The organism is Azonexus caeni (genome assembly GCF_048146105.1).
Lineage (GTDB): Bacteria > Pseudomonadota > Gammaproteobacteria > Burkholderiales > Rhodocyclaceae > Azonexus > Azonexus aromaticus_B.
In genome coordinates this window covers 1-13,750 of the sequence record NZ_JBKJAD010000036.1, presented here as the reverse complement: position 1 = coordinate 13,750, position 13,750 = coordinate 1, and the positions used below count along the sequence as shown (strand labels likewise).

The following is a 13,750-nucleotide window of genomic DNA, read 5'->3' as shown; positions in this document are numbered from 1 at the left end:
GCTCCCCGCTTACTTCTGGTAAACCAGCTGCACGCGCCGCATCAGCTTGCGGCATTGCGGCGAACGGCAAGCCGGGCTGACTTCTTCCGAGCCGACCGCCTCGCGCCGGATCTGGGTCACCGGAATGCCGGCGCCGCGCAGCACGGCGAAGACGGCGTTGATCCGCTGTTCGGCGATGGCCAGGTTGTAGGAGCGGCTGCCCAGGTGGTCGGCATGCCCGACCAGGGTGACGACCAGTTCCGGGTCGGCCTTCAGGCGGGCGGCGTGTTCGAGCAGGCGCTGCCGCCCTTCGGCGTCGATCGTGTTGCCTGATGACGCAAAGAAGATGCTGTTGTCGACATCGACCGCCGCCATCGCGGCCTTTTCTTCCTGCGCCGGGTTGCTGGCTGGCTTGGGTGCTTCGCTGCGCACGGACGGGGTGGTTTCCCGCGGCGGGGTTTCGCTGACTGGCGGTTGAGCGGCGCAAGCGCCGAGCAACAGTACGGCGCCGAGGACAATCGCAAGCTTGGTGGTCGGCAAATCAATCTCCTTCGTTATTGCGGACCATGTCGGCCAGCGGCATGTTGGCGTATTTCTCGTCCTTGCCAGGGATATGCTGCAGCAGCTCCGCAAGATTGATCTGCAATGTTTTCAGGACGACTTCCGGCACCGCCGCCAGGGCTTCCGGAACGACGCCTTCGGCCGGACCGGGCAAAGCGGCCAGGGCCTCGTGACCGCGCTCGGTCAACTGCAGGCCGACCCGGCGCTGATCGCCCGTCTTCTTGCGCTTGTCGAGGCAATCCTGAGCCACCAGCTTGTCTACCAACTGGCTGCACGTGGACTGGTGAACGCCCATGCGCTCGGCGAGTTCGCCGATGCCGATACCCGGCGAACGCTGCACCTCCTGCAACACCCACATCTGCGAACCGGACATGCCGCAGCGTTCTTCGACCAGCCGGAAATGCCGGCGCATGGACCCGTAAATCAGACGGAACTGTTGCAGGACATCAATGACCCGCTGCTCCCTGGAGCTACTCAAAGCGTTCAAAACTGGTACTTTCAAATAATAGTATTGCGCGAATTTTAAGCCTCAATTATATTGAGCGCCAATGGAGTTGTAACTTAGGTCATAACCCCATTCCTTTTCGACGAGGTTTTCCATTGGGGGGTGCAACCCCCCTTTTTTTTCCGCCCGTCGCCCAGCAGCGCGCGCCGCACCTTTTGCCGGCGCCCGAGATGCGTCAAAGAACGTACATGAACGCCCCCAACCGGGACGTACCGCTTTTCGTCGCCCGACAACCGGGGCGGCCTGGAGATCGCAAACTGCATTTGGAGGAGAAACCATGATCAAGATCGGACTCGTTGGTTACGGGAAGGCTGGACAGGCCGTTGCCAGCGTCCTGCGGGAAGATCCGCGTTTCGAGTTGTGCTGGGTGGCACGCGGTTCGTCCGCCGAGAGCATTGACGACCTGCCCGTCGTGAAGCTTGAAGCGGACAGCTTCGGCGCCTGGCTGGATGCCCACCCGGTCGACGGAATCATCGACTTTTCGAACCCGCAAGCCGTCCTCAGCTATGGCGAAGCCGTGCGCCAGCGCGGCATCATGGTGGTGACGGCGATTTCCGGCTATCCGCCGGAAACCCTGGATTACATCCGCGACCTCGGTCGCGACATCCGCATCATGTCGTCGCCCAACATCACGCTGGGCATCAACTTCCTGCTGCTGGCGGCGCAGATACTGCGCCGCATCGCGCCCTTCGCCGATGTCGAGATCGTCGAGCAGCATTTCCGCGACAAGCCGGAAGTCTCCGGCACGGCGAGACGCATTGCCGAGGTGCTCGACGTCGACGACGAGCGCATCACCTCGCTGCGCCTGGGCGGCATCGTCGGCCACCACGAAGTGATCTTCGGTTTCCCCTACCAGACCGTGCGCCTGATCCACGACTCGATCCGCCGCGAGGCCTTCGGCACCGGCGCGGCCTTTGCGATCGAACAACTGTCGCGCTGCGCGACCGGCTTTTACACGCAGGACAAGCTGCTGATGCGGGTGATCCGCGAAGAACTGCTGCTCGAGGAGACGCTCAGCGCGGCCCCGGCAGTTTCCCTGGATTCATCAGTCCCAGCGGATCGAGCGCCTGCCTGATGGTCCGCATCAGCTCGATTTCGACGGCCGACTTGTAACGCAGGATTTCCTCGCGCTTCAACTGGCCGATCCCGTGCTCGGCGGAGATCGTGCCGTCCAGCGCATGCACCGTATCGTGCACGATGCGGTTGACCTCCGGCAGGCAGGCGAGGAAGGCGGCGTTGTCGGCGGCATCCGGCTTCGACAGGTTGTAGTGCAGGTTGCCGTCGCCGACATGGCCGAAGGCGACCACGCGGATGCCGGGAAAGGCCGCCGCCAGCGCGGCATCGGCGCGGCAGAGGAAATCCGGGATGCGCGAGACCGGCACGGCGACGTCGTGCTTGATGCTGACGCCTTCGATCTTCTGCGCTTCCGAGATGGCCTCGCGCAGCGCCCACAGCGCCCGCGCCTGGCTGTCGCTGGCGGCGACAGTGCCGTCGGCGACGGCGCCGCTGGCCAGGCAGTCGGCCAGCCAGCGCTCGACCGCCGCCGGGTGGGCATCGGAAAACTCGGCCAGCACATACCACGGACTGGCCGCCGCCGGCCGCCGGGCGCCGGGGATGTGGCGCAGCACCAAACCGAGCGCCGTTTCGGAAACCAGTTCGAAGGCGGTCAGTTGCGCGTCGAAGGCGCTGCGCGCGCGGTTCAGCAATTCGACCGCGGCGGCCGGCGTGGCGACGTTGAGCCAGCAGGTGGTCTGCGTCTTGGGCAAGGGGAAGAGCTTGAGCACGGCGGCGGTGATGATGCCGAGCGTGCCTTCGGCGCCGATGAAGAGCTGCTTGAGGTCGTAGCCGGTGTTGTCCTTGCGCAGGCCGCGCAGGCCGTCCCACAGCTCGCCGCCGGGCAGCACCACCTGCAGCCCCAGCGTCAGTTCGCGGGTGTTGCCGTAGCGCAGCACCTGGACGCCGCCGGCGTTGGTCGACAGGTTGCCGCCGATCTGGCACGTCCCTTCCGACGCCAGTGCCAGCGGAAAGAGGCGGCCGGCGGCGCGTGCCGCGTCCTGGACGGCGGCCAGCGTGCAGCCGGCTTCGACGGTGATCGTGTTGTTCTGCGCGTCGACGGCGAGGATGCGGTTGATCCGGGACAGGCTGACCACCACCGCCCGCCCGCTGTCGTCCGGCGTCGCCGCGCCGCACAGGCTGGTGTTGCCGCCCTGCGGCACGATCGGCGCACCGGCGGCGACGCAGGCACGGACGACGGCGGCGACTTCGGCGCTGCTGCCGGGCTGGACCACGCACAGGGCGCGACCGCGGTAACGGCCGCGCCAGTCGGTCAGCATCGGCGCCATGGCGGCCGCTTCACTGAGCACCCTGTCCGGTCCCAGCAGTTCGCGCAAGTTGTCGAGCAAAGCCTGCATCACGTCGTATTTCCGTCAATTGCCGCCGATGGCGGCGCAAAGCGCATTCTCGGCAGGCGGCGCCGAGGCGTCAAACGCTTTCCCGGCAGCGGCCCAACCGCTATGATTCGTTCATAACCAAGACCGCGCTCCCATGCCCCTGCCCGTCCTCGCCCAGCACCTTGCCCGCAATCGCCTCGCCGCCTACTGCGAGCAACGCTATCCACCCGAGCTGCGGGAAAGCGTCCGCCTCGATCTGCGCTTCGAGGACGACGCCGTCGTCCTCTACGAATCGCGGCCTTCGCCGCAGCATGCCGGGCAGTGGATCCACCTCGACATCGCGCGCTTCCGCTACAACCTGGGTTCCGGCACCTGGCTGCTCGATGCGCCGAGCTTCGGCGGCCATTCGGCGTGGCGGCAGTATTCGCACCGCCCGGAGCGCGAGCTGCGCCGCCTGCTGGCGCTGCTCGACGAAGACGCCGAGGGCGTCTTCTGGTCCTGATCAGGCAGGCTGGGCGTAGAGGTCGTGGTGGTCGGCGTCGATGACGCGGACCTTGAGGAAATCGCCGGGCTGGGCGTCGAAGAAACCGTCGAGGTAAACCACGCCGTCGATTTCCGGCGCGTCGGCCTTGGAGCGGGCGATCGTCCCTTCGTCATCGACTTCGTCGACCAGCACTTCGATCACCGTGTCGATCTTCGCCGCCAGCTTGTCGGCGGAAATGTCTTCCTGCACCTGCATCAGCCAGCGCCGGCGGTCCTCGCGCACGTCTTCCGGCGGCAGGCCGGGCAGTTCGTTGGCGGTGGCACCCTCAACCGGCGAGTAGGCGAAGCAGCCGACGCGGTCGAGCTTGGCGTCTTCGAGGAACTGGATCAGTTGGTCGAAATCCTCGTCGGTCTCGCCGGGGAAGCCGGTGATGAAAGTCGAACGGATGACGATTTCCGGGCAGATTTCGCGCCACTTGGCGATGCGTTCCAGCGTGTTCTCGCTCGAACCGGGGCGCTTCATCGCCTTCAGGATCTTCGGGCTGGCGTGCTGGAAGGGGACGTCGAGGTAAGGCAGGATCTTGCCTTCGGCCATCAGCGGGATGACGTCGTCGACCGAGGGATAGGGATAAACGTAGTGCAGGCGGACCCAGATGCCGAAGGAGGCAAGCGCGTCGCACAACTCCTTCAGGCGCGTCTTCACCGGCCGGCCGCCCCAGAAGCTGGTGCGGTACTTGAGGTCGACGCCGTAGGCGCTGGTGTCCTGCGAGATGACGAGGATTTCCTTGACCCCGGCGCGGGCCAGGTTCTCGGCCTCGGCCAGCACGTCGCCGACCGGGCGCGAGACGAGCGGGCCGCGCAGCGACGGAATGATGCAGAAGGTGCAACTGTGGTTGCAGCCTTCGGAAATCTTCAGGTAAGCGAAGTGCGCCGGCGTCAGGCGGATGCCCTGCGGCGGCACGAGGTCGGAATACGGGTCGTGCGGCTTCGGCAGGTGCTGGTGCACGTGGCCCATCACCTCTTCCATCGCGTGCGGGCCGGTGACGGCGAGCACCGACGGGTGCGTCGTCTGGACGATGTCGCCCTTGGCGCCGAGGCAGCCGGTGACGATCACCTTGCCGTTCTCGTTCAGCGCCTCGCCGATGGCGTCGAGCGATTCCTCGACGGCGGCGTCGATGAAGCCGCAGGTATTGACGATGACCAGGTCGGAATCGTCGTAGCTGGGGGAGATTTCGTAACCCTCGGCGCGCAGGCGGGTGAGGATCAGTTCGGCATCGGAGCCGGCCTTCGGGCAGCCGAGGGAAACGAAGCCGACGGTCGGCACTTTCTGAATTTGTGTCATGCGGGATTCCAGACTTGACCGGCGGGGCCGGCGGAGAAAACGCGTATTTTATGGGGAAACGCCGGGTAAAATCGCGCCATGATGCCAAGCGCCGACCCCGAACTGCCACCGATCGCCACCATCGTCGTCGCCACCGGCAGCGCCGATGCCCTTCTGCGCGACTTCGTCGCCGACCTGCGCCGGCGCGGCGTGCGGGTGCGCGGGCTGCTGCAGGAAAGCCATGCCGACGACAGTTGCTGCCAGCACAGCCTGATCGACATCGAAGACGGCCGTCGCTACCCGATTTCGCAGCAACTCGGCAGCCAGTCGAACGCCTGTTCCCTGGACACCGCGGCACTCGCCGAGGCGACCGCGGTGATGCGACGGATCGCCGACGAAGGCGCCGACCTGGCGATCTTCAACCGTTTTTCCAAGCTGGAAAGCCACGGGGAAGGCTTCGCCGCCGAGATGCTGCAGGTGATGAGCAGCGGCATTCCGGTGCTTACTGTCACTTCCCCCTCCCACCTTGAAAGCTGGCGCCACTTCACCGGCGGCATCGCCCGCGAACTGCCGCCGGATGCTGCCGCGCTGAACGACTGGTTCGCCGCCTGAGCTTTTATTGACCGCCATTGGCGGTTACCCGACAATCGTTATATACACTACAACATATCGTAGCGAAGCCAACACGCTTCAGCAGCGAAACACCCCATAAAACCCTGGCACCACTTTTGCTGTACAGCCGTCAATCGCTATATATGTTGCTATATTTCCAAACGAGGCACCAACGATGTATCTGTCGCAACCGGACCCGCAACGCCGTCTCGCCACCGACCCGGAAGCCGCGGTCGACTGGCTGCGACTGCTGCCCACCGAATGGCGCGAAGCCGTCGACCGGCCGCTGTATTTCCGGCGTTATCGCGAATACGAAATGCTCGCCGAGCGAACCATCGGCTACGACGAGGACGCGCGCCCCTGCTTCATCACCCACCAGTTCACATTGACCCGCCTGACGAGCGACGACGATGAAGAGTTTTACGAAACCGTCGCTCTGGCCGAGGAAATGACCGCCTGGCGCCTGCACGACGGACGCTGGCTGGTGCTGCGCAATACCCAGCCCGACCCCGGCAGCAAGAACGGAGATTTCTATGCCATTCACCCCGACGCCCCCCGCTGACGCCCCGGGCATCGGCGAACTACGCCGCTGGCTGGGCGTTTCGCAGGTGGAAATCGCCGGCCTGCTCGGCGTCAGCCAACCCTGCGTCGCCAAGATCGAACACCAGGAAGACATGCGCCTGTCGACGCTGCGCCGCTACGTCGCCGGCCTCGGCGGCACCCTGCGCCTGATCGCCGAGATCGACGGCGTGGCGCACGAACTGTACATCGGCGCCGCGCCGTCGGCCGCTGACGAAAAAACATCCATTCACAAAAACGGGGGTCTTCAATGCAATTCGTCAAACACGCTATCCAGCCACGCCTGATCGCCGCCGCCGTCGCCGCGGCTTGCGCGCTACCGGCGCACGCCGATTCTTCGCTGTTCGAACTGGGCACCGTCCAGGTCACCGGCGAGCGCTCGCCGAGCGGAGAAATCGAAGCCGAACAGGTGTCCTCGGTGATCAGCGCCGAAGAGATCGAACGCTTCAGCCGGACCAATGTCGGCGACGCGGTCAACCTGCTCTCCGGCGTCAGCATCAGCACCAACTCGCGTAACGAGAAGATGGTGTATCTGCGCGGCTACGACGCCCGCCAGGCGCCGCTGTTCATCGACGGCATCCCGGTTTACGTTCCCTACGACGGCTACGTCGACATGAACCGCTTCACCACCGCCGACCTGTCAGCGATCCAGGTGGTCAAAGGCTTCAGCTCGGTCGCCTTCGGCCCGAACACGCTGGGTGGCGCGATCAACCTGATCTCGCGCAAGCCGACGCGCAAATTCGAGGGCGATGTCAGCCTCGGTATCGGTTCCGGCCACGAACGGCGAGCCGCCGCCAACGTCGGCACCAACCAGGGCCTGTGGTACGCCCAGGCCGGGCTGTCCTACGACGCGGCGGACTATTTCCCGATGTCCTCGGGCTTTTCGGCGACGACGACGGAAAACGGCGGCCACCGCGAGAACTCGGCGCACCGCGACAGCAAGGTATCGCTCAAGCTCGGCCTGACGCCGAACGCCACCGACGAATACGCGCTCAGCTACTACCGCCAGGATGGCGAAAAAGGCCAGCCGCCATCGACCGACCCGGCCGCCGCCCGCTACTGGCAGTGGCCGTACTGGGACAAGGAAAGCCTCTACTTCGTCTCGCGCACCGCGCTGGGCGACAAGGAAATGCTCAAGGTCCGCCTGTTCCGCGACACTTTCGACAACGACCTGCGCATCTACAGCGACGCCAGCTACACCACCTACAACCCGGTCAGCGGCGTCAGCGTCTATCACGACAAGAGTAACGGCGCTTCCGTCGAACTGTCGTCGATCCGCCTGCCGGCGCAGGAAATCAAGCTCATCGCCAGCCGCAAGAGCGACGAGCACAAGAGCGTCGACGGCGCCGGCGTCACCGGTGAGGCGTTCAAGGATGTCCTGACGTCGTATGCGATCGAGGACAACATCCGCCTCGGCCAGCGCTGGCTGCTCTCGCTCGGCCTCTCCCGGCACAGCCTGGAGGCTGAACACGTTTTCAAGAGCGGCTGGCCGGCTTTCGACATCAGCGACGAGAAGCGCGCCACCGACGGCCAGGCCGCGCTCTTCTTCGACCTCGACACGAAAAACCGCTTCTACGCCAGCATCGCCGAGAAGACCCGGCTGCCGACGCTGAAGGACCGCTTCTCGCTGCGTTTCGGCCGCTACGTCGAAAACCCCGACCTCAAGCCGGAATCGTCGATCAATTACGAGATCGGCTACCAGGGCACGCCATGGCGCGCCCTGCGCGTCGAGGCGGCGCTCTTCCACAGCCGGATCGACGACAAGATCCAGTCGGTCTTCCTGGTCCCGGGCAGCACCGCCTGCAGCAACGTCAATCGCTGCCAGATGCAGAACGTCGGCGAAGTGAAAAGCAGCGGCGTCGAACTCGGCCTGCGCACGCCACTCGCCAACTGGCTCGATGTCGGCGCCAACTACACCTACCTGCGCCTGAAGAACGTCAGCGACTCGAGCATCAAGATCACCGACGTGCCGCGCCAGAAGCTCAGCGCCTTCGCCATCGCCCGCTTCGGCGACCAGTTCGAAGCCGTGCCCTACATCGAGAGCGAGACCGGTCGCTGGGCGTCGAACAGCAAACAGCTCGGCGGCTTCACCACCGTCAACCTGAAGCTCACCTACCGTCCGCAACCGGCACTCGCCCTCGAAGCCGGCGTCAGCAACGCCGGCGACAAGCAGTACGAAACCTCGGACGGTTTCCCCAGCCCGGGCCGCATCTACTACGCCAACCTGCGCTACAGCTTCTGAGATGAATACACTCCCCCCTCCCTCCCGGCAGCGCCGCCGCCTGCTCCACCTGGCCGCCCTCGGGCCGCTGCTCGGCGGCGCTCTGCCGCGCGCGCTGGCGGCGCCGCAGGTGGTCACCGTCGTCACCAGCTACCCGGACGAATTCGTATCGCGCGTCGAGGCCGCTTTCGAGGCGGCCAACCCCGGCTACCGGCTGAACGTCATCTGGCGCAACGCCGCCGACGCGGCCGACTTCCTGCGTCAGCCGGATCATGGCGGCGCCGATGTGTATTGGTCGCCGTCGCCGCGCAACTTCGCGCAACTGGCGCAGGCCGGCGTCTGGCGCCGACTGCCGATTGACCGGGCGAGCCTGCCGGCGCGCATCGGCAACACGCCGCTTGGCGATCACGCCGACTTCTATACCGCCAGCGAAGTCGCCGGCTTCGGCTTCGCCATCGTCCCCGACTGGTTCGCCAGGAATGACGTGGCGCCGCCGGCCGACTGGCCCGACCTCACCGACCCGCGGCTGGCCGGGCGGATCGCCCTGCCCATTCCGTCGCAGGTCGGCTACGCGCCGCCGATGGTCGAAATCGTCCTGCAGGCCTGGGGCTGGGACCAGGGCTGGGCCTTGTGGAGCGAGATCGCCGGCAACGCGGCGCCGATCGCCCGCGCCTCGACCTTCGTCAGCGACCTGGTCGCCGATGGGCGCTACGCCGTCGGCCTGTCGATCGACTTCTTCGTCAATTCGGCGATCGCCAACGGCCATCCGATCCGCTTCGTCTATCCCGCGCATACCGGGCTCAACCCGGCGCACATCGCGCTCACCCGCGCCGCCCCCAACCCGGAAGGCGCCAGCCGCTTCGTCGACTTCATCCTCTCCCCCGCTGGCCAGCAACTGCTGCGCCACGCCGACATCCGGCGCCTGCCGGTGCGCCCCGACGCCTACGCCGGCAGCGGCTTCAACCCGTTTGCCGCGGCCGCCAGCGGCGGCATGGACTTCGACGCCGAACGCGCGCGGCCGCGCCTGGCACTGAGCAGCGCCGTCTTCGACGCCATGCTGGTGACGCCGCACGCTGAACTGGCGGCGCTCTGGCGCGACCTGCATCGCGCCGAGACAAGCGGCCGCGACGCTGCCGCCGCCCGCCGGCTGCTCGGCACGCCGCCGCTTGCCGTGGCAGCCGCCGACGATCCGGCGTTGCAGCAACGCTTTGCCGAGCGCGACCCGGCAACGTCGCAACTGCTCGCCGCCTGGCAGCGCGACTGCGCCACCCGCCGGGACGAAGCCCGGCGCCTGTTGCAAGGCCTCAATTCATGATCCGCCCTTGCTCACTGCATCGCCTCGCCGCCGGCCTCTGTCTGGCTGCCGTGGCACTCGCCGCCGCCGCGACCCCGCCGCGCGACCTGCTGACCGCCCCCATTCCCGGCATGAACGGTGACGAGACCGAAAGCTTCCTGCGCGGTCGCAGCCTGTTCCGCCAGAGCTGGGTGATCGCGCCGGCCCGCGACCAGGCGGTGGACGGACTGGGGCCGCTCTACAACCGCCTCGCCTGCATTTCCTGCCACCCGCGCAACGGGCGCGGCGGCGCGCCGGAAAACCCGGCGCAACGGATGCAGACGATGCTGGTCCGCCTCTCGGTTCCCGGCAACCCGCCGCGCCCGCATCCGGTGTACGGCGAGCAGTTGAACGAGGAAGGCATCCCCGGCGTGCCCGGCGAGGGACGCGCCGAAGTCCATTGGCAATACGAAACACTGAGCCTCGACGACGGCAGCCGCGTCGAGTTGCGCCGCCCGCTGCTGAAATTCGTCGACCTCGCCTACGGCGAGCTGGGGCCGGTCCTCACCTCGCCGCGCGTTGGCCCGCCGGTCGCCGGCCTCGGCCTGCTCGACGCGGTGCCGGCGGCGACGCTGGCGGCGATGGCGCGCGAAACCAAGGCGGACGGCGTGCGCGGCAGCGTCAACCGCCTCGGCCCGCGCCGCCAGGCCGGCCGCTTCGGCCTCAAGGCCAACAGCAGCGACCTGCGCAGCCAGATCGCCGGCGCTTTCCACGGCGACATGAGCATCACCTCGCCGCTCTTCCCGGACGAGAACTGCAGCCCGGCGCAGACCGCCTGCCGCCGCGCACCGGACGGCGGCAAGCCGGAACTGAGCGCCGCCCAGCTCGCCGACATCACCTTCTACATCGCCCACCTGGCGCCACCGGCGCGCCGCGACACCGAACAGCCGGCGGTCGTGCGCGGCAACGCGCGCTTCGCCGAATTCGGCTGCGCCGTCTGCCATCGCCCGACGCTGCGCAGCGGCGCCAGCCGTTTCCGTCTGCTCGCCGGGCGCAGTTTCGCGCCCTACACCGACCTGCTGCTCCACGACATGGGCCCCGGCCTCGCCGACGGCCGCCCCGACCACGCCGCTACCGGCAGCCAATGGCGGACCGCGCCGCTGTGGGGAATCGGCGTCCTGGCGGCGATCAACGAACAGGTCGGCTACCTGCACGATGGCCGCGCCCGCAATTTCGAGGAAGCCATCCTCTGGCACGGCGGCGAAGCGGCGGTGGCGCAACGGCGTTACCGCGCCGCCAGCGCCGATGCTCGCGCCGAGCTGCTCGCCTTCCTGCAATCCCTCTGACCGCACGGAGCAAATCATGGCTGACAAACCCGAGCCCGCCGCCGACGAAGCCTTCGACATCTCGCTCGCCGCCGCCCGCGCCCACGGCTGCTGTTGCGGCTGGCGGCCGGCTGGCCGGCAGCCGACGGCCGAGATCATCGACCTGGCGAAGGCGCGAACGCCTATCGAAGCCACCGAGGAAGAGGCGCATGACCGTTCTACCGACTGAGCCCGCCCCCGGCGAGCTTTTCTTCGCCCTGCGCAAGCCGCTCAATTTCGCCAGCGGCGAGGCGCTGCTCGACGTCAGCCTGCGCCTGCCACCCGGCCAATGGCTGGCCCTGCAGGGGCCGTCCGGAGCGGGCAAGACGACGCTGCTGCGCCTGCTCGCCGGACTGGAAACGGCCGCCGAGGGAGTGATCCGCGCTGGCGACGAGATCTGGCTCGACAGCCGCCGGGGCAGCTGCCTGCCCACCCGGCTGCGCCGCGCCGGCATGGTCTTCCAGGAACTCGGCCTGTTCCCGCACATGAGCGCCCGCCGCCAGGTCGATTTCGCCCGCCGCCCGGAGAGCAAGGCGCTGCCGACCGGGCAACTGCTCGAACTGGTCGGCCTCGACAAGCTCGCCGAGCGCTACCCGGCCGAACTTTCGGGCGGCCAGAAACAGCGCCTGGCGCTGGCTCGCACGCTGGCTTCGGCACCGCGCCTGCTGCTGCTCGACGAACCGCTGTCGGCGCTCGATCCGCAACTCCGCCGCTCGATGCAGACGCTGCTGCAGGAAGTCCGCGCCAGCGCCCTGGTCGACTACGCGATCCTGGTCAGCCACGACCTCGACGAAGCCTGCCAGCTCGCCGCCCGCATCGTCCGCCTGCAACGCGGCCAGGTTTGCGGCGACGCGCCCTCTTCCCTTCCGTCTTATCCACTCTCACCCGCCAAGGAACCGTCATGCGCCTCTTTCGCCGCCTGCTGCTGATCGCCGGCCTCGCCGCCGCCCTCCCCGCCTTTGCCCAGGACCTGCTGATCGCCGCCGGCGCCGGCTACAAACGCCCGGTCGGCGAACTCTGCGCCGCCTTCCAGAAACAGAGCGGCATCAAGGTCGAGCAGATCTACGGCAACATGGGCAACATCGTCGCGCAGACCAAGCAAGGCGGCGAAATCGCCGTCATCTTCGGCGACCACGCTTTCCTGGCCGGTGTCGACGGGCTCGACTTCGCCAGCTTCCTGCCGCTCGGCAACGGCCGCCTGGTCGTCGCCTGGCCGACCGGCGGCAAACTGGGCACCCCGGCCGAGCTGGCCGACGCCCGCTTCGCCCGCATCGCCATGCCCAACCCGAAGGCGGCGATCTACGGCATCGCCGCCAGCGAGTTCATGGAGCGCAGCAAGTTGAAGGCGGCACTGCAGGATCGCCTGCAGGTCGTCGCCACCGTGCCGCAGGTTTCCGCCTACCTGATCTCCGGCGACATCGACGCCGGCTTCATCAACCTGACCGAGGCCCTCGCCATCGCGCCAAAGATCGGCGGCTACCAGGAAATCGACGGCGCGCTCTATACGCCGATCCGCATCGTCGGCGGCGTCCTCAGGACGCAGGCGCAGCGGGCCGAGGTCCTGGCGCTCGGCCGCTTTCTGGAAAGCGACGAAGCCCGCGCCATCCTCAAGCGCAACGGGCTTTGAGTGGATTCGCCGCTCGCCTCGCTGCTCGACCTGTTCGCGACGCCGGGCAACCGGCAGATGCTGTGGCTGACCGCCCGCGTCGCCCTCGCCGGCACGCTGCTCCACGCGCTCAGCGGCCTCGCCCTCGGCTACGCGCTGGCACGGCCGGGCTGGCGCGGCCGCAACCTGCTCGACATCGCGGTGACGCTACCCCTGGTCTTCCCGCCGATGGCGACCGGCTTCCTGCTGCTCCTCCTGCTCGGCCGCCGCGGCCCGCTCGGCGAAGTGCTCCAGCAATGGTTCGGGATCGCCCCGGTATTCGCCTTTTCCGGCCTGCTGATCGCCGCTTTCGTCGCCGGCCTGCCGCTGGTCGTCAAGCCGGTGCAGGCGGCTTTCGAAAGCCTGCCGAAGATCCTGCCGGAAGCGGCGCGCACGCTGGGCAAGAACGAGTGGCAGATTTTCTGCTACGTGCTGCTGCCCAATATCCGCAACGCACTGGCCGGCGGCCTGATCCTCGCCCTCGGCCGCTCGCTGGGCGAAGTCGGCATGACCATGATGCTCGGCGGCAACATCGAGGGGCGCACGGTGACCGCCTCGCTCGACATCTACAACGCGGTGACCAGCGGCGACTTCGAGCGCGCCGCCGCCGTCTCGCTGCTGCTCGGGCTGATCAGCAGCGGCCTCTTCTTCCTGCTGCGGCGCAATGCCCGCGCGCCGCTCGGCTGGTGAATCGGGATAGGGGCGGCCAGATTACCTGACCGGCCCCTCCCACACCACCCGGCATGCGGGTCCGCACCGGGCGGTTCGAGAAGTTGAGGTTATGAGAGTCGTGGAACCCTGAGTCCATCAAAGTAGG

Annotated in this window: 16 protein-coding genes; 12 read left to right on the top strand and 4 right to left on the bottom strand. The window is 67.4% G+C overall.

The genetic code is table 11. The features are described from left to right. Positions 1-9: 9 nt before the first annotated feature. Positions 10-519, bottom strand: coding sequence for an OmpA family protein (locus tag ACLIIZ_RS20390; RefSeq protein WP_416695419.1), 510 nt, complete (start codon positions 517-519; stop codon positions 10-12). Between the two features lies 1 nt (position 520). After that, positions 521-952, bottom strand: coding sequence for a MarR family winged helix-turn-helix transcriptional regulator (locus tag ACLIIZ_RS20385; RefSeq protein WP_416695417.1), 432 nt, complete (start codon positions 950-952; stop codon positions 521-523). Positions 953-1,322: 370 nt separating this feature from the next. Here ACLIIZ_RS20385 and ACLIIZ_RS20380 point away from each other — a divergent pair, with 370 nt between their 5' ends. Next, positions 1,323-2,120, top strand: a complete 798-nt coding sequence (locus ACLIIZ_RS20380) for a 4-hydroxy-tetrahydrodipicolinate reductase (RefSeq protein ID WP_416695415.1) — start codon at positions 1,323-1,325, stop codon at positions 2,118-2,120. On the opposite strand, the gene ACLIIZ_RS20375 is transcribed toward ACLIIZ_RS20380, so the two are convergent. Next, positions 2,059-3,456: an FAD-binding oxidoreductase gene (locus ACLIIZ_RS20375; protein WP_416695443.1), complete on the bottom strand. Its 1,398-nt coding sequence runs from the start codon at positions 3,454-3,456 to the stop codon at positions 2,059-2,061. The two genes, ACLIIZ_RS20380 and ACLIIZ_RS20375, sit on opposite strands and share 62 nt — an antisense overlap. 133 nt (positions 3,457-3,589) lie before the next feature. Here ACLIIZ_RS20375 and ACLIIZ_RS20370 point away from each other — a divergent pair, with 133 nt between their 5' ends. Next, positions 3,590-3,937 carry a DUF3024 domain-containing protein gene (locus ACLIIZ_RS20370; protein WP_416695413.1) on the top strand — a complete coding sequence of 116 codons (348 nt, stop codon included), beginning with the start codon at positions 3,590-3,592 and terminating at the stop codon, positions 3,935-3,937. Here ACLIIZ_RS20370 and rimO read toward each other — a convergent pair whose 3' ends face one another. Then, on the bottom strand, positions 3,938-5,260 hold the full coding sequence (gene rimO / locus ACLIIZ_RS20365) for a 30S ribosomal protein S12 methylthiotransferase RimO (protein ID WP_416695411.1): 1,323 nt from the start codon (positions 5,258-5,260) through the stop codon (positions 3,938-3,940). 78 nt (positions 5,261-5,338) lie between these two features. On the opposite strand from rimO, the gene ACLIIZ_RS20360 reads away from it, so the two are divergent. The 10 genes from ACLIIZ_RS20360 to ACLIIZ_RS20315 all read left to right on the top strand — a co-directional run bounded on the left by ACLIIZ_RS20360 (position 5,339) and on the right by ACLIIZ_RS20315 (position 13,623). Further along, positions 5,339-5,851: a DUF2478 domain-containing protein gene (locus ACLIIZ_RS20360; RefSeq protein ID WP_416695409.1), complete on the top strand. Its 513-nt coding sequence runs from the start codon at positions 5,339-5,341 to the stop codon at positions 5,849-5,851. A 175-nt stretch (positions 5,852-6,026) separates the two neighbouring features. Then, positions 6,027-6,413, top strand: a complete 387-nt coding sequence (locus tag ACLIIZ_RS20355) for a hypothetical protein (protein ID WP_416695407.1) — start codon at positions 6,027-6,029, stop codon at positions 6,411-6,413. Then, positions 6,385-6,717, top strand: coding sequence for a helix-turn-helix domain-containing protein (locus ACLIIZ_RS20350; RefSeq protein ID WP_416695404.1), 333 nt, complete (start codon positions 6,385-6,387; stop codon positions 6,715-6,717). The genes ACLIIZ_RS20355 and ACLIIZ_RS20350 overlap by 29 nt, the downstream gene beginning before the upstream one ends. Beyond that, positions 6,681-8,672: a TonB-dependent receptor plug domain-containing protein gene (locus ACLIIZ_RS20345; protein WP_416695402.1), complete on the top strand. Its 1,992-nt coding sequence runs from the start codon at positions 6,681-6,683 to the stop codon at positions 8,670-8,672. Before ACLIIZ_RS20350 ends, ACLIIZ_RS20345 begins: the two co-directional genes overlap by 37 nt. Before the next feature lies 1 nt (position 8,673). Then, the gene (locus tag ACLIIZ_RS20340; protein ID WP_416695400.1) at positions 8,674-9,966 is read left to right on the top strand and encodes an ABC transporter substrate-binding protein; all 1,293 of its coding nucleotides are present in this window, start codon (positions 8,674-8,676) and stop codon (positions 9,964-9,966) included. Further along, positions 9,963-11,270 (top strand): di-heme oxidoreductase family protein, encoded by a 1,308-nt coding sequence (locus ACLIIZ_RS20335; RefSeq protein WP_416695398.1) that lies wholly within the window; start codon positions 9,963-9,965, stop codon positions 11,268-11,270. Before ACLIIZ_RS20340 ends, ACLIIZ_RS20335 begins: the two co-directional genes overlap by 4 nt. Positions 11,271-11,286: 16 nt before the next feature. Next, positions 11,287-11,478 (top strand): hypothetical protein, encoded by a 192-nt coding sequence (locus ACLIIZ_RS20330; RefSeq protein WP_416695396.1) that lies wholly within the window; start codon positions 11,287-11,289, stop codon positions 11,476-11,478. Further along, positions 11,459-12,217, top strand: a complete 759-nt coding sequence (locus ACLIIZ_RS20325) for an ATP-binding cassette domain-containing protein (protein WP_416695394.1) — start codon at positions 11,459-11,461, stop codon at positions 12,215-12,217. The genes ACLIIZ_RS20330 and ACLIIZ_RS20325 overlap by 20 nt, the downstream gene beginning before the upstream one ends. After that, on the top strand, positions 12,190-12,915 hold the full coding sequence (gene modA, locus ACLIIZ_RS20320; RefSeq protein WP_416695392.1) for a molybdate ABC transporter substrate-binding protein: 726 nt from the start codon (positions 12,190-12,192) through the stop codon (positions 12,913-12,915). Before ACLIIZ_RS20325 ends, modA begins: the two co-directional genes overlap by 28 nt. Then, positions 12,916-13,623, top strand: coding sequence for a molybdate ABC transporter permease subunit (locus ACLIIZ_RS20315; protein ID WP_416695390.1), 708 nt, complete (start codon positions 12,916-12,918; stop codon positions 13,621-13,623). It abuts the gene before it with no gap. The last annotated feature ends 127 nt before the right edge of the window (positions 13,624-13,750 follow it).